A 19,140-nucleotide genomic window follows, 5' to 3' on the forward strand; every position below is an offset into this window, starting at 1 on the left:
CGACCCCGACGGTGACGAGCATCCAGGACCGCACGGTCGTGCTCTCCTGGACCCCACCGGTCAACAACGGCGCCGAGATCACCGGCTACACCGTGACCAGCCAGAACGGCTTCACCCAGCAGTGCGCCTCCACCACGTGCACCCTCAGCGGCCTCACCAACGACGTCGAGTACTACTTCACCGTGACCGCCACCAACTCCGTCGGCACCTCCGACCCCTCACCCTCCTCCGGCCCGGCACGCCCCGACGCCCGCCCCGACCAGCCGCAGCCCCCGACCCTCGTGTTCGGCGACGAGAGCCTCGCCGTGACCTGGGTCACACCCCCCACCCCCGGTTCGGCCGTGCAGTCCTTCAACCTCGAGATCTCCCCCGCGCCCGACCGCGGAGCAGCCTCCCGCTACAACGTCACCGGCAACACCCTCACCTGGGAGGGCCTCGCCAACGGCACCGCCTACCAAGTGCGCGTGCAAGCCGTCAACCGCGCCCCCGAACCCAGCGAATTCAGCGCCTGGTCCGCCTTCGAGATCCCCGCCCGCGCCCCCGACGCACCAGGCGCCCCGACCACCACGCCCGCCACCCCGGTCGGCAGCCAGGCGCAGATCAGCGTCTCGTGGGCAGCTCCGGCCGCCAACGGAGACCCGATCGGCTACTACACGCTCGAGACCCTCCGCGGTGGAGCGGTCGTGAACTCGCAGCAGGTCACGGGCACAAGCGCGAACGTCTCGGTCGAGGTCAACGAGACCGACTACTCCTTCCGGGTCTCAGGCCACAACAAGGCCGGCGACGGTGCGTTCAGTGCCGAGTCGGCAGGGCGCCGCGCCGCCATCCCACCCTCGGCGCCCACGGGCGTCTCGGCCTCGCCCACCGGCGCGAGCGGCACCCTCGCGGTGGCCTTCACCGCCGGGGCCACCAACGGCAGTCGCGCGGGCGAGGTGAGCTACCGCTACCGCGTCAACCAGACCGGCGCCACGGGCAGCATCCCCGAGGGCGGCGGCCAGATCGGCGGCCTCGGCAACGGCACCGACTACACGATCGACGTCTGGGGCGTCTCGACCGTCGAGGGCGTGCAGCCGGGTGCGAGCGCCACCTCGAACCCCGCCAACCCCTACGGCCCGCTCGGACAGCCCGTCGTGAACGCGACCGGCAACGCCAAATCGGTCACGCTCAGCTGGTCTCCCCCCGCCGGCAACGGACGGGCCCAGTCGTTCGAGGTGATCATCGACGGCAACGTCGTCTCGAACGAGGGGGCCGGCTCCAGGGAGGTGGGGGATGCCTACAACGAGCGTCACACCATCCAGGTCAACGTCACTGATGCAGCGGGCCAGACCTCGTCGAACACGGACTTCGCCGACAGCGGCAACCCACCCCAGCCCAAGGTGTTCGTCTCCCGCGGCCGTGCCTGCAGCAGCGCGGATGTGGGTTCCGGCTCCGTGAAGAACTGCTACCGCCTCTACATCACCACCGAGGACTGGACCGGCAGCGGCAACGTCACTTGCCAATGGCAGGATGGCGCGTACAACGAGTCCGTGCCGCGGAACGGCGGCAAGGAGACCCTCTGGTGGTCGGAAGACACTCCGGGAACCGCATACAACCTCGAAAGTCAGGCGGCCAAGATCACGTGTGACGGAGTGCAGGCGCAAGCTCGTCGATGAGGCGGCCCCGGCGCACATGAACGTGTGCTGACAATGGGGAGAACTCCCCCTAGTCAGAGGGCCATCCGGTTTTGGTGGGGTCCGACAACCGTGCTTGAATAACCCTCGTGCGGGGCACACCTCACCCGAAGGGGTGCGCCGACGATCCACGGAGCCCCACCCGGACGATCCCGCTCAGCCTTACCCTCACCACTTGCTTGATCCGACGATTCGAGGACCCGTGAGGCTGTTCGAGGCCATTCGACGACGCAAGGCGACCAGCGCATCCGTCGCCGTCGTCGTGGGTCTGTCGGTCGCGGTCGCCACCATGGCCTTCGTCTACGAGGGCGTGGAGACAGCCGATGTGGAGCTCAACGACGGCGGCGTGTGGGTCACGAAGCCCTCCGGCCTGCTGCTCGGCCACCTCAACTACCCCGCTCAGGTGATCGACGGTGGCCTCCGCACCGGCTCGACCGAGTTCGATGTGCTGCAGCAGGGCAGCACCGTGCTTCTCCTCGACAGCTCAGGCGCCACCCTCACTCCTGTGAACCCCATGACCGTCGCGCTCGAGACGCCCGTCAACCTCCCCCCGGAGTCGTCGGTCTCGCTCGGCGGTCCGACGGTCTCGCTGCTCGACCGCGAGACCGGATCCCTCTACGCGAGCCCCGCCTCCCAGGCCGGCTCGTTCGTGATCGATCCCGAGGAGCCGCTGGCCTCGCTCGGCGCCGGATCGGCTGTCGTGACCGACGTCGACGGCAACATCCACGCGCTCTCCTCCTCCGAGAACGCCATCCTCACCTTCGCGCTCGACGAGACCGGCGCACTGCCCGAGGAGCCCGTGGCGGCGGCACTGCCGGAGATCGACGAGGGCACACCGCTCGCACTCACCGCCGTGGGCGACCAGCCCGTGCTCTTCGATTCCTCCTCCGGCACCGTGCACCTTCCCGGCGGCATCGAGGCCGACATCCCCGAGGCCGAGGGCGGCGTGCTGCAGGATGCGGGCCCCGCCTCGAGCGACGTGCTCATCGCCTCCGCCACGGCCCTCATCCGCCAGCCGCTCGACGGCGGTGAGGCCACCATCGTGCAGACCACGGGTGAGCCGGGCGAGCCCGCGGCACCGGCGTTCCTCAACGGATGCGCGTATGCGGCCTGGGCCGGATCCGGAGACTACCTGCGCGACTGCTCCGGCGACGCCAACGACATCGAGCAGAAGATCGACGGCCTCGCCGCCAACGCCGACCTGCGGTTCCGCGTGAACCGCGACGTCATCGTGCTCAACGACCTCTCGACCGGAGTCGTGTACCTGGTGAACCAGGACATGAAGAAGGTCGACAACTGGGACGACATCGCGCCCCCTCCCGAAGAGTCCGACTCCGAGGAGGAGGAGGACTCCACCGAGGAAGAGCTCCAGGTGCTCCTCCCGGACCGCACCGAGGAGAACACCCCGCCCGAGGCCGTCGACGACGACTTCGGTGTGCGCGCCGGCCGCACCGTGATCCTCCCCGTGCTCGACAACGACATCGACCCCGACGGCGACGTGCTCACCGCCACCCTCGACGGCGGCCAACCCGTGATCGGCGAGGTGCAGCGCATCCTCAACGGAGCCGCCCTCCAGATCGTGGTCTCCGCCGACGCCGAGGGCACCGGCCGCTTCAGCTACACGGCCGACGACGGCCGCGGCGGCACCGACACCGCGGTCGTGTCGCTGACCGTGCGGCCGGAGAGCCAGAACACCCAGCCCGACCAGAAGCGCGTCTCCGATGTGCTCACCGAGGTGGGCGCGACCGTGCGGCACAACATCCTGCCCGACATGATCGACCCCGACGGCGACGACCTCTACGTGGTGGGCGCCTCCACCGGCACCGAGGACCAGGTGCAGTACCGGCCCGACGGCGAGATCACGTTCACGAGCATCAACACCGACACCGGTCCGAAGGACGTCACCGTCATCGTGTCCGACGGCCGGAGCGAATCCGAGAGCACCATCCGCTTCCAGGCGCGCGACGCCGGATCCCTCGCGCCCACCACGAACATCGACCTCGTGGTGACCTCGGTGGGCGAGCGCGTGACCGTCGCCCCGCTCGAGAACGACCTCAGCCCCTCCGGCGCCCCTCTGCGACTGGCGAAGGTGAACGAGACGCCCGGCGGGGTCATCGAGGCTGACTACACCACCGGCATCTTCGATTTCACGGCCGCCAACGCGGGCCAGTACTACGTGCAGTACCTCATCTCCGACGGCCCCAAGACGGCCGAGGGGCTCGTGCGCATCGACGTGGTGGTGCCCGACGACACCGAGGCGACCCCCATCCCCGTGCGCGACACGGCGCAGCTGCCGACCGGGCGCTCCACCCTGGTCAACGTGCTCGCCAACGACACCGACCCCGACGGCGGCATCCTCGCCGTGCAGTCCGTGCAGGTCCCCACCGACGTGCCGGTCACGGTCGAGGTGCTCGAGCACGAGATCCTGCGCATCACCGATCGCGGTCTGGTGAGCCCGATCACCATCAACTACACCGTCTCCAACGGAGCGGCCTCCGCCCGCGGCGAGGTGTTCATCACCCCGATCCCCGCTCCCGAGCAGCTCCTGCCTCCGGTGTCGGTGGACGACAGCGTGACCGTGCGCGCCGGTGACGTGGCCACCATCCCCGTGCTGGCCAACGACTACCACCCGAACGGCGACACCATCACCCTGTCGCCGACACTCATCGAGCCCGTGCTCGACCCCCTCGACGGCGAGATCTTCGTGGCCGAGGACGTCGTGCGCTTCAAGGCCGGCACCGAGGCCAAGACCGTCTACGCCACCTACGAGGTCGTCGACTCGCAGGGCCAGAAGGACGCCGGCTACATCACGATCCGCATCGTGGCCCCGGATGCGGGCACGAACTCACCTCCCCGGCCCGAGGACGTGACCATCCGCGCCCTCCAGGGCACGAGCGTGCGCATCCCCGTCTCGCTCGACGGCATCGACCCCGACGGCGACTCGGTACGCCTCATCGGGCAGGACTCGGCTCCCGCGAAGGGGCGGATCACCGAGGTGGGCGAGGCCTGGCTCGTCTACGAGGCCTACCCGTCGTCGGTCGGCACCGACACCTTCACCTACGAGGTGCGCGACAAGCTGGGGGCCTCGGCCACGGCGACCGCGCTCGTCGGGATCATCCCCGCGAGCGAATCGAACCAGCCGCCGTTCGCCGTCAAGGATCTCGCCGCCGCCCGGCCGGGCCGCACCCTCGCGGTCGACGTCATGTCGAACGACACCGATCCCGACGGCGATCCCATCGCCATCCGCGAGAACGGGCTCGAGGTGCCCGAGGGCATCGAGGCCTCCGTGGTGGGCGGCCGGGTCATGGTGACGGCGCCGACGCAACCGGGCGACTACACGATCCTGTACACGATCGTCGACCGCTGGGGTGCGACCGGCGTCGGCAGCCTCCTGCTGTCGGTGAGCCCGGATGCGCCTCTCGCGAGTCCGATCGCGCGCGACGACTCGATCCCCACCTCCGACGCCCTCGACCGGCCCTACGTGGACATGGACGTGCGGGCCAACGACGACGACCCCGACGGCATCATCGAGGAGCTGACCGTCTCGGTGCCGGCCACCGCGCCGAACGCCACGGCCTCGGCCATCGGCGACGGCCTCGTGCGGGTGGAGCTGCTGCCCATCTCGCAGATCATCACCTACACGGTCACCGACCAGGACGGCCAGAGCGCCTCGGCGTTCGTCTACGTGCCCGGCATCGACGAGATGGGTCCGGTGCTCCGACCCGGCATCGAGCCGATCCTCGTGAACGACGGCGAGACCGCCACCGTGGAGCTCGAGGACTACGTGCTCGTGGCCGCGGGCAAGACCGCCCGCATCACCGAGGCCGCCACCGTGCGCGCGGCCATGTCGAACGGCGCAGAGCTCCTGGTCGACGAGAACACCCTGAGCTACACCCCGAAGGAGCGCTACGACGGTCCGGACGCCCTCAGCTTCGAGGTGACCGACGGCACCGGCCCCGACGACCCCGCGGGCAAGAAGTCGATGATCGTCATCCCCATCGAGGTCGCCTCCGACTACAACACGCCCCCCACCTTCGTGGGCGCCTCCGTCGACGTGGCCGCCGGCGACGGCGAGGGCACCGTCGACCTGCGCGCCAACTCGCAGGACCCGGACGAGGGAGAGCTCGAGGCACTCACCTTCGAGCTCGCGGGCACCGACGGAGAGGGCGTCTCCGCCCGTATCGACGGCGCGACCCTCGTGGTGACCGCTGCGGCCGACGCACCCCGCACCGCCTCCGCGGTGCAGATCGACGTCTCCGACGGAGTGAACCTTCCCGTGCGCGGCACCGTCACGGTCAACGTGCTCTCCACCACGCGCAACCCGCCCTCGGCCACGGACGACGTCGTGCCGCAGGCCAACCAGGGCGAGACCGTCTCGGTGCCCGTGCTCGCGAACGACTACAACCCGTTCCCCGAGACCCCCCTGACGATCACCGAGACCGTCGTGGAGACGGGCAACGGCACAGCGTCGGCCTCCGGATCCGAGGTCTCCGTCACCCCGGCCGCGGACTTCGTGGGCACCATGGTGGTGCGGTACACCGTGCAGGACGCGACGGGTGACGCCGAGAGGGCCGCGGAAGGCCGCATCCGCCTCACCGTGCAGGGCCGCCCCGGCACACCGGCGACCCCGACGGTGACGAGCATCCAGGACCGCACGGTCGTGCTCTCCTGGACCCCACCGGTCAACAACGGCGCCGAGATCACCGGCTACACCGTGACCAGCCAGAACGGCTTCACCCAGCAGTGCGCCTCCACCACGTGCACCCTCAGCGGCCTCACCAACGACGTCGAGTACTACTTCACCGTGACCGCCACCAACTCCGTCGGCACCTCCGACCCCTCACCCTCCTCCGGCCCGGCACGCCCCGACGCCCGCCCCGACCAGCCGCAGCCCCCGACCCTCGTGTTCGGCGACGAGAGCCTCGCCGTGACCTGGGTCACACCCCCCACCCCCGGTTCGGCCGTGCAGTCCTTCAACCTCGAGATCTCCCCCGCGCCCGACCGCGGAGCAGCCTCCCGCTACAACGTCACCGGCAACACCCTCACCTGGGAGGGCCTCGCCAACGGCACCGCCTACCAAGTGCGCGTGCAAGCCGTCAACCGCGCCCCCGAACCCAGCGAGTTCAGCGCCTGGTCCGCCTTCGAGATCCCCGCCCGCGCCCCCGACGCACCAGGCGCCCCCACCACGTCGCGTGTGGACTCCGTCGGTGACCAGACGCAGATGAACGTCGCCTGGGCCGCGCCCGCCGCCAACGGCGACGCGATCAGCAAGTACATCGTGACCCTCAACACGGGAGAGGTGCGCGAGGTCGGTGGCGAGTCCACCTCGCTCACGATCGCCGTGGCGAACTCGGAGACCGATTACACGTTCACCGTCGCGGGCGTGAACAAGGCGGGTCGAGGAGCGGACTCCCCACCGTCGAGCCCGCGCCGGGCCTTCACGCCACCCGGCGCGCCGACTCTGGCCTCGGCGGTGGCGGGTGACAACACCATCACGATCAGCTGGTCGCCCGGCGCCACGAACGGCGCACGCGCGGGTGAGACGGTGTACCAGTACGACATCGGGCGCGGATGGGAGAACATCCCGGCCGACAACGTGCTGAACGCACCGAACAACGGAACATACTCGGTCGTGCTCCAGGCCGTGTCGTCGGCCGACGGCTCCACCTACCCGAGCCCGCGGAGCAACTCGATCGGCGGACTCACACCGGCGGGTGCGTACGGCACCCCGAACATCACCGCCAACGGAGGGGATCGATCGATCTCCTACTCGTGGGACGCACCGGCCCGCAACGGCCGCGACTACGTGCTCCAGACGAAGGTCGACGGCCAGGGCTGGGTCAACCGCGGCATGCAGTCCGGTCGCGACTCCGTGGCGGGCATGGGCTACAGCGAAGAGCGCGGCGTTTCGGTGCGCATGCTCGATGCGGCGGGCGCCGTGATCCCCGGCACCGAGAAGAGCACCTCCGCCAGGACCGATCCCGAGCCGATCAACACGACCGTGAGCGTCTCCAAGGGGCCACCGCAGACCATCGACACCTGCACGTCGTCCACCTGCCGCGGCGTGAACCTGTCGATCAACAGCGGTGCGCCCAACGCGACGTACACCATCAACTACCGTTCGGACCGCGACAGCCGCAACTGGCTGACCTACACGATCACCACCGACGGCAACGGCAACGCGTCCACCACCAGGGGAGTCTGGGGCTACCCGGGCAACCAGGTGTGGGCTGTGGCCTCCGGCCCCGACGGCACGTTCGAGTCGAATCGCGTGACCTGGTGACCCCCCTCCCGACCTCCCACGAAAAGGATCTTCGATGACCATGACCCCCGAGCAGGCGACCTGGTTCGCCGGCACCTTCGACCGCCTCGTGCAGAACGTCGGCCTGGCCGTCCTCGGCAAGGAGCACGTCATCCGCCTCACCCTGATGGCGATGATCTCCGAAGGCCACGTGCTGCTCGAGGACGCACCGGGAACGGGCAAGACAAGCCTCGCGAAGGCCATCGCCGCCACGGTGCAGGGCACCCATCAGCGCATCCAGTTCACCCCGGACCTGCTGCCCTCGGATGTCACGGGCGTGACGATCTACGACCAGGACACCCACAAGTTCGACTTCCACAAGGGCCCGATCTTCGCGTCGATCGTGCTGGCCGACGAGATCAACCGGGCGAGCCCCAAGACCCAGTCGGCGCTGCTCGAGGTCATGGAGGAGTCGCGCGTCTCGGTCGACGGCGTCGCCCACGAGGTGGGCCGCCCGTTCCTCGTGATCGCCACACAGAACCCCATCGAGCAGGCCGGCACCTACCGCCTCCCCGAGGCTCAGCTAGACCGCTTCCTCATCAAGACCACGATCGGCTACCCCGACCTCGCCTCGGCCGAGAAGATCCTCGCCGGCTCGGCCAACCGCAACCCGTCGTCGACCCTCACACCCGTGATCACCACGTCGGCCGTCGCCGACATGGCCGACCTCGCCTCCACTGTGCACGTCGACCCCGCCATCCTGCGCTACACCGCGCAGCTCGCCGAGGAGACCCGCTCGGCTCCCGAGTCGCGACTCGGCGTCTCGGTGCGCGGCGCCATGGCGCTCATCCGCGCCTCCAAGGTCTGGGCCGCCGCTCAGGGCCGGCACTACGTGCTGCCCGACGACATCCGCGACCTCGCGGGCCCGGTCTGGACCCACCGCTTCGTGCTCGATGCCGAGGCCGAGTTCTCCGGCGCCTCCGCCGAGGGCGTGCTGGCCCGTGTGCTCGCCGACGTGGCCGCACCCCAGTCGAGGCAACCCGCTGCATGAGTGAGGGGCGGGCAGCAGCGCGACGAGCGCAGGAGAGCCGACGAGGGCAGGGCCGTGAGGAGCGTGGGCGCGCCGAGCGGCGTTCGTCGCGCGCGCCAGGGCGCCTGCGCGGCGGCGCGACCGCCGTGGGCGGCTCCCGGCCCGTGATCTGGGTGCGCGAGACCGCCAGGCCGTGGCTCGTGCAGCACGTCGGCCCCGTGCTGCGCGCCGTCTGGCGTGTTCTCGGGCCCGTGATCACGACCGTCTCCGGCTTCGGCTGGTCGGTGCTCGCCGCCACGATCGCCTCGATCGTCGCCGGCTCGATCCTGGGCTGGCGCGAGCTGCTCATCGTGGGCTTCGTGCTGCTCGCGGCTCTCCTGATCGCCGTGGGCTTCGCCATCGGCCGCTCCGCCTACGCCGTGAAGCTCGACCTGGCGCTCAACCGCGTGGTGGTCGGCGAGCGCGCCGTGGGCCGCATCGCCGTGACCAACACCTCCACCCGCACGCTGCTGCCCGCCCGCATCGAGCTGCCCGTCGGCTCCTCGTTCGCGTCGTTCCACCTGCCCCGCCTCGCCCCGCAGGCCGAGCACGACGACCTCTTCGGGATCCCCACCCACCGCCGCTCGGTCATCTCCGTGGGGCCCGTGCGTTCGGTGCGGGGCGATCCGCTCGGCCTGCTGCGCCGGGAGATCCGCTGGACCGACCCGCGCGACCTCTTCGTGCACCCCAGGACGGTCTCGCTCGGCGGATCGTCCTCGGGCTTCCTGCGCGACCTCGAGGGCATCGAGAGCCGCGTGCTGAGCGACAACGACGTGTCGTTCCACGCCCTCCGCGAGTACGTGCCGGGCGATGACCGCCGGTACATCCACTGGAAGACCTCTGCGCGCACGGGCAAGCTCATGGTGCGCCAGTTCGAGGAGACGCGCCGCTCGCACCTCGCCATCGGCCTCTCGACCAACCGCTCCGACTACGGCGTGGCCGCGGGCGACGACGAGACCTTCTCCGGCGAGTTCGAGCTCGCCGTCTCGGTGTGCGGCTCGCTCGGTGTGCAGGCGCTGCGCGAGGAGTTCGACCTCACCGTGCTCACCCAGCGCGGCACGCTGCTCGCCGAGACCGGGCGGCGCCTGCTCGACGAGCTCTCGGCGGTGGAGCAGACGGATCGGCGCGAGTCGATCGTGCAGCTCGCCAAGACCGTCGGCTCCTCGGTGCCCGACGCCTCCGTGGCGTTCTTCGTGTTCGGCAGCACCGTGACCCCCGCCCAGCTTCAGGCCTCCTCGGTGCACGTTCCGCTCGGCGTGCGCGTGCTCGCCGTCTCGTGCCGCCCTGGTGCACGCCTCTCGCTGCGCCAGATCGGCGAGATGAGCCTGCTCACCGTGGGCGACCTCTCCGACTTCCCGCTCGCACTCCGGAGGGCGAACAGCTGATGACGAACCGACCCCTGAACCAGCCCGCCGGCCAGCCCATGAGCCGGCGATCGGACGATCGACCGAAGGCTCCCACGCCGCTCTTCCCGCCGCGCCCGGCCTCGGCCAGGCCCACCTGGTCGATGGCCATCGACGCCGCCGTCATCGCGGTGCTGCTCATCGTCTCCGTGCTCGGTTTCGGCCCCGCCTTCGGCGGAGTCGGCTACCTCGTGGCCGGAATCGGCGGCATCCTGCTCGGCATCGGCATCGGGTTCGCCGGATGGCGGCTGTCGTGGAACATCATCATCGTGACCGCCGTCACCATGGTGGTCTACCTGCTCTTCGCCGGTCCGCTCGCCGCCCCAGGCACCACGATCTTCGGCGTCGTGCCCACCTTCGAGACCATCCGCACCATCGTGCTCGGCGTCGTGTTCTCGTGGAAGGACGTGCTCACCCTCGTGACGCCCGTCGGCGAGTTCGACGGCACCCTCGTGGTGCCCTTCCTCACCTCGCTCGTCATGGCCGTGCTCGCCACGAGCTTCGCGCTGCGCCTCAAGCGGGCACCTGCGCCCTGGGCGCTCCTGCCCGCCGTCGCGCTCTTCGTGACGGCCATCGCCTTCGGCACCCGCGAGGCCGCGTTCCCCGCCCTGCAGGGTCTCGTCTTCGCGGGCCTCGCCCTCACCTGGGCGGCCTGGCGGCGCCAGGAGGCGCGCTCGAACGTCGCGATGGGCACCTCGGCCGCCGGCATGGCCGGTGTGGAGGGCTCCACCAGCGTCGATGCCGAGACCGCCAAGAAGCTGCGCAACACGCGTCTCGCCCTCGGCGCCGGCCTCGTGGTGACGGCCCTCGGCCTGGGCTTCGTGACCGGCGGCATCCTCGTGCCCGCCTCGGCGCGCGAGGTCATCCGCGACCAGATCGAGCCCCCGCTCGACCTGCACGACTACGCGAGCCCGCTCGTGGGCTACCGCACCTACGTGCGCGACTTCAAGGAGGAGTCGCTCTTCACGGTCAAGGGCCTGCCGGACGACGCGCGCATCCGCCTCGCGACCCTCGACAACTACGACGGCATCGTCTACAACGTGGCCGGTGACGGCTCGGGCGGATCGGGCACCTTCGTGCGGGTGAGCAACGAGATCGCGAACGACGTGCAGGGCGAGCCGGCCGAGCTCGAGTTCACCATGACGGGCCTCGACGGCGTGTGGCTGCCCGATGCGGGCTACCTCGACTCGTTCACCTTCACGGGAGACCGCGCCGAGAGCCTCAAGAGCACCCTGCACTACAACGCCGCCACCGGTGTGGCCCTCAACACCGAGGGCGTGACCGAGGGCGACACCTACGCCATGGACGCCGTGCTGCCCCCCACCTTCAACGACGAGCAGCTCTCGAGCCGCGACATCGACGACGTCACGATGCCGCGCGCCACGGGAGTGCCCGACGTGGTGGCCTCGCTCGCCTCCGAGTACCTCGGGGATGCGGAGACACCCATCGAGCAGGTGCGCAACATCGCCTCGAACCTCAGCCAGAACGGCTTCTTCAGCCACGGCCTCGAGGGCGAGGCCGTCTCGCGGGCCGGCCACGGCGCCGAGCGCATCGCCTCGCTCCTCGACGCCGAGCAGATGATCGGCGACGACGAGCAGTACGCCGTGGCGATGGCCCTCATGGTGCGCTCGATGGGCATGCCCGCCCGCGTGGTGATGGGCTTCTACCCCGACGACTACACGGGTGAGGACTCGACCTACGAGATCACGGGCGACCAGCTGCACGCCTGGGTGGAGGTGCCCTTCGAGGGCGCGGGCTGGGTGCGCTTCGACCCCACGCCGCCCGAGGACCAGGTGCCGCTCGAGGAGGCTCCCCAGCCGAAGTCCGATCCCAAGGCCCAGGTGCTGCAGCCGCCGCCCCCGCCGCAGGAGCCCGCGGAGCTGCCGCCGGACATCCGCACCGAGGACACCGACCAGGAGGAGGTGCAGGAGGAGGGCTTCGACTTCCTGCCCGTCTTCCTCGTCGCGGGCAGCCTGCTCGCGCTGCTCATCGTGATCTTCACCCCGCTGCTCGTGATCGTGCTGCTCAAGCTCCGCCGCCGCAAGAAGCGCCGGCTGGCCGAGCGGCCCGCCGACCGGGTGAGCGGCGGCTGGGACGAGATCGTCGACAGGGCCGGGGATCTCGGCACTCCCGTGCCGAGCGGGGCGACGAGGCGCGACAACGCCTCCGCCCTCGCCACCGCGTATCCGGAGGCCGGTGTGGTGGCGGTCGCCACCCGGGCCGACGGCAGCGTCTTCGGGCCGGGCGACCCCTCCGAGGAGGAGGTCGAGCAGTACTGGACCGAGGTCGACTCCGTGGTGGCCACCATGCGCAAGTCGCGCTCGGCGTGGAAGAGATTCCTCGCCGCGTGGTCGGTGCGATCGTTCTTCCGGCGGCACCGCCGGGGGCGCGCCTTGCCTGTAGACCGCCCACTGCCCGAGGACCGAGGAGGTCGATCATGACGGATGCCACGTCGTACCCGTGCGTGCAGTGCGGCTCGCCCGTGCCCCGCAGCGCCCAGTTCTGCCTGGTCTGCGGCACCCCCTCGTCGATGCGCAGCCAGTCGGCCGCCCTCGGCCAGGTGCCCGGTCAAGCGGCCATGGTGGACTCCAGCGGTCGGCCGATGGACGGCTGGCGACCGGAGCCGGCCGCGCCTCCCATCCGCTACGGCGACATCATCCCGAGCGGGTTCGGGCGGCGTCTCGTGGCGTTCCTGCTCGACGGCGTGTTCGGCACCGCGCTCTGGCTGATCATCACTCTGCCGCTCACCGCGCTCGGCATCATCCAGGTGGAGACCGACGGCAGCACCTTCTCGGCCAACGGGCTGAGCGCCGTGCTGCTGCTCCTGCCCGCTCTGCTCTACCCGGTCGCGAACCTGCTGCTGCAGGCGTTCGCCGGCTTCTCGCTCGGCAAGCTCATCATGGGCCTCAGGATCGTGAACGTGGCGAAGCTCGGCAAGCCCGGGATCGGCTGGATGCTGCTCCGCAACCTCGTGGTGGCGGCGGGAGCCCTCGTGTTCGCCGTCGGCCAGTACGTCGTGTACCTCTCGCCCCTCTGGGACGGCGAGAAGCGCATGCGCGGATGGCAGGACAAGGTGGCACGCACCTGGGTGATCGACATCAAGGCCGGGCCCAATCCGCTCAAGGCCCGCCCCGGGCAGCTGCTGCTCGACGACGGCGCCTACACGTCACCGGCCGAACGGGAGCCCGCCGCGGCACCGGCGGCCCCCGCCCCCGCCCCCTCGGCCGCCGCCCCCGCGCTGCCCGAGGTCGACTACGCGCCGCGCGCCGCTGCGCCGCTGCCTCCCCTCGCCGAGCCGATCGCCTCGGTGCCCGGCTTCGCCCCCGCCATCACGCCGGCGCAGGCCGCGGCCGACGACTTCGAGAGCACCCGGCTCACCGACTCCGTGCGGCCGCCCTCGACCTCGGGCGTGACGGTCTTCCGGCTCGACACCGGCGAGGTCGTGCCGATCATCCGGCACGGCGCCCTCGGCCGCGACCCCGTGGCGCCGGGCGGCGACCCGAGCGACGTGCTCATCGCCCTCAGCGGAGACACCCTCTCGGTGTCGAAGACCCACCTCGAGTTCGGCGTCGACTCCGGCGCGGTCTGGGTGAGCGACCGCGGCTCCACCAACGGCTCCGCCCTCGTGCGGGCCGACGGCGTGGAGTACCCGCTGGAGCCGGGCGAACGGCTCACCGTCGTGCCGGGCGACCGCGTGCGGGTGGGCACGAGGCTCTTCTCGGTGGAGACTGGAGCATGACAGATCCTGCATCCGGACAGGGCGTGCCCACGGCCGAGCTGAGACTCGAGGTGGGCAGTTCGACCCACACCGGCCTGCGGCGGCGCGCCAATGAGGACTCCTACCTGGCCGTCTCCCCCGTCTTCCTCGTGGCCGACGGCATGGGCGGGCACGAGGCGGGCGAGGTGGCCAGCGCCCTCGCGGTCGACGCCTTCGCCGCGCTCACCGGGCCCGCCTTCCTGGCCCCGACCGACATCCGCACCGCCTTCAGGAGCGCTCACGCCGCGATCGCGTCGCTCGCCTCTTCCGGCAAGCGCCGCGCCGGCACCACGGTCTCCGGCGTCGCCGTGGCCGAGAACGACGGCAGCGCCTACTGGCTCGTCTTCAACCTCGGCGACTCCCGCACCTACCGGCTCGCCGCGGGCGAGCTCGAGCAGATCAGTGTCGACCACTCGGTGGTGCAGGAGCTGCTCGACGTGGGCGAGCTCGACCGCGCCTCGGCCGCCACGCACCCCGGCCGCAACGTCATCACCCGCGCGCTCGGCGCCGGCGGGGAGTTCGAACCCGACTACTGGCTCGTGCCGGTGGAGGCGGGCGACCGCATGCTGGTCTGCTCCGACGGCGTCTCCGGCGAGCTCGACGACGAGCTCATCGGCCGCATCCTGCAGAGCGAGCAGTCGGCCCAGGATGCGGCGACCCGGCTCGTGCACGAGGGCATCCTGCGCGGCGGGCGCGACAACCTCACGGCCGTGGTGATCGACGCCTGGGACCGCGAGACGGCCGATCGCAGGCAGTCGAACCGGCACGACGATCACCAGACAGAGGGGCGCAGTGAGGACACCATCCCCCGCGGCCCCGTCGAAGTCGGCGGAAGGAACTGACATGAGCACCCTGCACTACGCATCAGGCACCTGGCGAGCGGTCGTGGCCCCCCGGGGCGTTGCCGTGCTGCCCGCGAACGTCGACGGCGCCATGCTCGACCGCATCTGGGCCGCGCTGCAGGCCGGCGACGGTCTCGGCGCGGTGCTCGAGTCGCTCACGGGGGCCTTCGGCACGAGCCTCAGCGCGATCCCGCCGTTCGCCGTGGTGACGGTGGCTGATGCGGAGGCGGATGCGGGTTCGGATCCGGATGCGGAGGCGGGCGCGTCGGGAGCCGGGCGCGAGGTGCGGCTCGCCGTGCGGGGTGAGCTGTCGATCGAGGTCGTGGAGGGCGCGAGCACCGAGTCGGCCGTGTCGTTCACGGTGTCGGGTGCCGAGGTCACCACGTGGAGCGAGCGCGTGGTCGCCGCCGGGCGGAGCCTCGTGGTGCGCACAGCGGAGGCCGCGCAGGGCGGGCTGAACGAGGGGTCGGCCGACGGGCCCCGGGCGCAGCGCTTCGGCATCGCCGATGGTGTCGTGCTGGTCTCGCTCGTGGAGCTCGACCTCGTGGGATCGGGTCTGGATCCGGAATCGGGTTCGGAGAACGATTCCGAGAACCATTCGGAGAACGACTCGGAGAACGACTCGGACGCGGCGACCTCGGTGATGCCCGTGCAGGCCTCCGTGCCCCCTGCCGCGGTCGTGCCGACGGCCGTGCAGTTCGAGAAGGTCGAGGCGACCCCGGTCGAAGACACCGTCGCAGAGCCCGAGGTGGTCGGCGCTCCCCCCGTGGTCGAGCGCTCCGCCCCTGCGGAGGAGCCCACCGAGGAGCCCACCCCTGCCGAGGAACCCGCCCCGGCGGAGGAGCTCAGCCCCGTGGAGGAGCTCGAGCACACGCGCGACGAACTGCCCGACGACGCCTACGACCACCTGTGGGGCGAGACCGTCGTGAAGTCGGTCGAGGATGCCGCCGTGCGCGAGGTCGACGACGACTCCGACGACGAGCCCTCCTCCTCCGCCGCGCAGCCCACGCCGGCCCCCGAACCGGTGGCGATCGCCCCGGAGCCCGTGGTCGCGCCCGCGCCCGCCGCTCTGCCCTCCGCCGCGCCGCCGCCCGTGCCGAGCTCCGGCCTCATCGACAGCGTGCCGAACTTCGGCGGCGTCGGTGCCGCCTCGGGCAGCGCGAGCATCACCGGCAGCACCGTGCCCCCGATGGCCCGGGCCACCCCGGCAGCGTCACCGGCCCCGGCACCGGCACCGGCACCGGCACCGGCAGCGGCAGCGGCAGCGGCAGCGGCCCACGCCACCGCAGCGCCCGCATCCGCGGCTCCTGCCGCCGATTCGCCCGACGACCACGACGGCCTCACCGTCACCGTCTCCGAGCTCGAGGCCATGCGCCGGCTCGACGAGGCAGGAGGCGAGGCCGCCGCGCTCCCCACCTCGGCCCTCGGCCGCATCGTGCTCTCCACGGGCGAGACGTATGCGCTCGACCGCCCCATCATCATCGGCCGCCGGCCCCGCGCCAACCGCGTGCAGGTCGATCAGGTGCCCGTGCTCATCACGGTCGCGAGCCCCGAGCAGGACATCTCGCGCAACCACCTCGAGATCCGGCTCGAGGGCAGGCACGTGCTCGTGGTCGACCTCGCCACCACCAACGGCTCCGTGCTGCACCGGGAGGGCACCCCGCCGCTCCGCCTCGGCCCCGACGAACCCGTGCTCGTGCTCTCGAACGACATCGTCGACATCGGCGACGGCGTCACGGTCGCGTTCGAGGAGATACCGTGAGCGCGCGCCGCCCGCCCTCCGCTCCCCCGGAGATCCCCGGGTTCAGCTACGTGCAGCTGCTCGGCTCCGGTGGCTTCGCCGACGTGTTCCTCTACGAGCAGCGCATGCCGCGCCGTCGGGTGGCCATCAAGGTGCTGCTCGCGGAGTCGCTCACCGAGGGCGCGCGCGAGAGCTTCGACGCCGAGGCCAACCTCATGGCGCAGCTCTCCACGCATCCGTCGATCGTCACGATCTACCAGGCCGACATCGCCGAGGACGGCCGGCCGTACCTCGCCATGGAGTACTGCCCGAAGCCCAACCTCGGCGCGCGCTACCGGCGCGAGCGCATCGGCGTGGCCGAGGCCCTGCGCATCGGCATCCAGGTGGCGGGCGCGGTCGAGACCTCGCACCGCGCCGGCATCCTGCACCGCGACATCAAGCCCGCCAACATCCTCGTGACCGAGTACAACCGCCCCGCTCTCACCGACTTCGGCATCTCGGTGGCGCTCGTGGGCGGCGGCGAGCAGGAGTCCGTTGGCATGTCGATCCCGTGGTCTCCCCCCGAGGTCTTCGGCTCCGCTCCCGCGAGCGGCGCCGCCGCCGACATCTACTCGCTCGGCGCCACCGTGTACACCATCCTCGCGGGCCGCTCGCCGTTCGAGGTGCCCGGCGGCTCGAACTCCGGGCTCGACCTCATCGCCCGCATCCAGGGCTCCCCGCTCACCAGGACCGGGCGGCCGGATGTGCCGCCGAGCCTCGAAGAGGTGCTCGCCACGGCCATGGCCAAGCGCGAGAACGCCCGCTACGGCAGTGCCCTCGAGTTCGCGCGAGCCCTGCAGAAGGTGCAGCTCGAGTTGAGCATGTCGGTCACTCCCACCGACGTGCTCGACGAGCAGGTCGACACCGACGAGGTGGAGGAGGAGGACGAGGGGCACACCCGCATCCGCGGCATGGTCTCCATCGACCCCACGGGCCCCGCTCCCACCCGAGGCCACCGCACCCGGCCCGCCACCGCAGCACCCGCGCGCCCGGGCTCGGCACCGCCTCCGGCGGCCACCCCCTACCGTCCGGTGCAGGATGCGGCTCCGGCCGCCCCCTACGCGGCTCCCGTCTTCTCCCAGGTGGGGCAGACCGGCGGCCAGCGGGTCGATGCCCGCGGCCCGGCCATCGACGAGCCGCTGCTCGAGACCACGATGCACCGGCCGGCCGCCGGCCCCGCCGTCGAGGAGGCGGCACCGACGAAGCGTCGGGCCCTCCCCTACATCCTCGGCGCCGCCGTGCTCGTGGTGCTCGTCGGCATCGGCGGCATCGTCTTCGCCGTGAGCGGGGCCACGAGCCCCGCCCAGGAGGCCATCGTGGAGTCCGACGAGCCCGTCGACCAGATCGACGTGGGCAAGACCACGGTCGAATCGCCCACCGAGGTGCGCGGCACCATGACGGCCGACGGCGTGGAGTTCGTGTGGACGAACCCCCACCCCGAAGAAGGAGATGTCTACATCTGGCAGCTCCTCCGACCCGGCGAGGAGACCCCTCAGCTGCGCACCGACGAGCAGAAGGCCGTCGTTCCGACCTCCGAGATGTCGGAGGGCGAGACGTGCATCGATGTCTCGATCCTGCGCACCGACGGCCGCGCCTCCGAACCCTCGACAGCATGCACAGGAGCATCATGATCGACGAGACCACCGCACCACCCCCCACCCAGGCCCCTCGCTCCGACGCGAGCGTGGAGTTCTGCGGCGAATGGTTCCCGCTCAGCCACGACAAGGCCTTCGAGATCGGCCGCGAGGCCGACCTCGACATCGACGACAACCAGTACCTGCACCGACGGTTCCTGCAGATCTCGAACGTCGACGGCATGTGGTGGCTCTCGAACGTGGGCTCGCGCCTCAGCGCCACCGTCTCCGACGCGAGCCGCACCATGCAGGCCTGGCTCGCGCCCGGTGCGCGCATGCCGATCGTCTTCGGCCTCACCACCGTGGTCTTCACGGCCGGCCCCACGAGCTACGAGTTCACGGTGCACACCACCGCTCCCACCTTCTTCGACTCCTCGCCCGTGCCCACGGGCGGGGGCGCCACCACGGTGGGCGCCGTCACCTTCACGGCCTCGCAGAAGCTGCTCATCCTCGCCCTCGCCGAGCCCATGCTCAAGCGCGACGGCACGGGCACGAGCGAGATCCCCTCGTCGCAGCTCGCCGCCGACCGGCTCGGCTGGGCGCTCAGCCGGTTCAACCGCAAGCTCGACAACGTGTGCGACAAGCTCAGCCGCACCGGTGTGGAGGGCCTCCGCGGCGGCGTGGGCGCCCTCGCCACCAACCGCCGCGCGCGACTCGTGGAGTACGCCGTGCTCTCGCGCCTCGTGACGAAGGCGGATCTGCCCCTGCTCGACGAGCCCCACGACGACAACGACGACAGGTAAC

The 19,140-nt window shown here is 71.2% G+C and carries 10 protein-coding genes; all 10 read left to right on the top strand.

Translation table 11 applies throughout. The annotated features are described in order from the left end of the window. On the top strand, positions 1 to 1,652 hold a 1,652-nt coding region (locus ACEXQC_RS07700), incomplete at its 5' end, for a fibronectin type III domain-containing protein (protein WP_374820150.1). A gap of 220 nt (positions 1,653 to 1,872) precedes the next feature. Continuing rightward, positions 1,873 to 7,953 (top strand): Ig-like domain-containing protein, encoded by a 6,081-nt coding sequence (locus ACEXQC_RS07705; protein WP_374820152.1) that lies wholly within the window; start codon positions 1,873 to 1,875, stop codon positions 7,951 to 7,953. A 34-nt stretch (positions 7,954 to 7,987) separates the two neighbouring features. Continuing rightward, positions 7,988 to 8,962: an AAA family ATPase gene (locus tag ACEXQC_RS07710; RefSeq protein WP_374820154.1), complete on the top strand. Its 975-nt coding sequence runs from the start codon at positions 7,988 to 7,990 to the stop codon at positions 8,960 to 8,962. After that, positions 8,959 to 10,365 (top strand): DUF58 domain-containing protein, encoded by a 1,407-nt coding sequence (locus ACEXQC_RS07715; RefSeq protein ID WP_374820156.1) that lies wholly within the window; start codon positions 8,959 to 8,961, stop codon positions 10,363 to 10,365. Before ACEXQC_RS07710 ends, ACEXQC_RS07715 begins: the two co-directional genes overlap by 4 nt. Beyond that, complete coding sequence (locus tag ACEXQC_RS07720; RefSeq protein WP_374820158.1) at positions 10,365 to 12,824, top strand: transglutaminase TgpA family protein; 2,460 nt, start codon at positions 10,365 to 10,367, stop codon at positions 12,822 to 12,824. The genes ACEXQC_RS07715 and ACEXQC_RS07720 overlap by 1 nt, the downstream gene beginning before the upstream one ends. After that, positions 12,821 to 14,122 (top strand): RDD family protein, encoded by a 1,302-nt coding sequence (locus tag ACEXQC_RS07725; RefSeq protein WP_374820159.1) that lies wholly within the window; start codon positions 12,821 to 12,823, stop codon positions 14,120 to 14,122. The genes ACEXQC_RS07720 and ACEXQC_RS07725 overlap by 4 nt, the downstream gene beginning before the upstream one ends. Beyond that, positions 14,119 to 14,982 (top strand): PP2C family protein-serine/threonine phosphatase, encoded by an 864-nt coding sequence (locus ACEXQC_RS07730; protein ID WP_374820161.1) that lies wholly within the window; start codon positions 14,119 to 14,121, stop codon positions 14,980 to 14,982. Before ACEXQC_RS07725 ends, ACEXQC_RS07730 begins: the two co-directional genes overlap by 4 nt. Position 14,983: 1 nt before the next feature. Further along, positions 14,984 to 16,744, top strand: coding sequence for an FHA domain-containing protein (locus tag ACEXQC_RS07735; protein ID WP_374820163.1), 1,761 nt, complete (start codon positions 14,984 to 14,986; stop codon positions 16,742 to 16,744). Continuing rightward, positions 16,741 to 18,393, top strand: coding sequence for a protein kinase domain-containing protein (locus ACEXQC_RS07740; RefSeq protein WP_374820165.1), 1,653 nt, complete (start codon positions 16,741 to 16,743; stop codon positions 18,391 to 18,393). The genes ACEXQC_RS07735 and ACEXQC_RS07740 overlap by 4 nt, the downstream gene beginning before the upstream one ends. Next, on the top strand, positions 18,390 to 19,139 hold the full coding sequence (locus ACEXQC_RS07745) for an FHA domain-containing protein (protein ID WP_374821991.1): 750 nt from the start codon (positions 18,390 to 18,392) through the stop codon (positions 19,137 to 19,139). Before ACEXQC_RS07740 ends, ACEXQC_RS07745 begins: the two co-directional genes overlap by 4 nt. The last annotated feature ends 1 nt before the right edge of the window (position 19,140 follow it).

The sequence above is a fragment of the Herbiconiux liukaitaii genome (genome assembly GCF_041927495.1).
In the GTDB taxonomy this organism is placed as follows: domain Bacteria; phylum Actinomycetota; class Actinomycetes; order Actinomycetales; family Microbacteriaceae; genus Herbiconiux; species Herbiconiux liukaitaii.

What these genes read in the sequence shown, in the direction of transcription:
- ACEXQC_RS07710 (WP_374820154.1), top strand. Translation starts at nt 7,988, where the DNA reads ATGACCATGACCCCCGAGCAGGCGACCTGGTTCGCCGGCACCTTCGAC.
- ACEXQC_RS07715 (WP_374820156.1), top strand. Translation starts at nt 8,959, where the DNA reads ATGAGTGAGGGGCGGGCAGCAGCGCGACGAGCGCAGGAGAGCCGACGA.
- ACEXQC_RS07725 (WP_374820159.1), top strand. Translation starts at nt 12,821, where the DNA reads ATGACGGATGCCACGTCGTACCCGTGCGTGCAGTGCGGCTCGCCCGTG.
- ACEXQC_RS07730 (WP_374820161.1), top strand. Translation starts at nt 14,119, where the DNA reads ATGACAGATCCTGCATCCGGACAGGGCGTGCCCACGGCCGAGCTGAGA.
- ACEXQC_RS07735 (WP_374820163.1), top strand. Translation starts at nt 14,984, where the DNA reads ATGAGCACCCTGCACTACGCATCAGGCACCTGGCGAGCGGTCGTGGCC.
- ACEXQC_RS07745 (WP_374821991.1), top strand. Translation starts at nt 18,390, where the DNA reads ATGATCGACGAGACCACCGCACCACCCCCCACCCAGGCCCCTCGCTCC.
- ACEXQC_RS07720 (WP_374820158.1), top strand. Translation starts at nt 10,365, where the DNA reads ATGACGAACCGACCCCTGAACCAGCCCGCCGGCCAGCCCATGAGCCGG.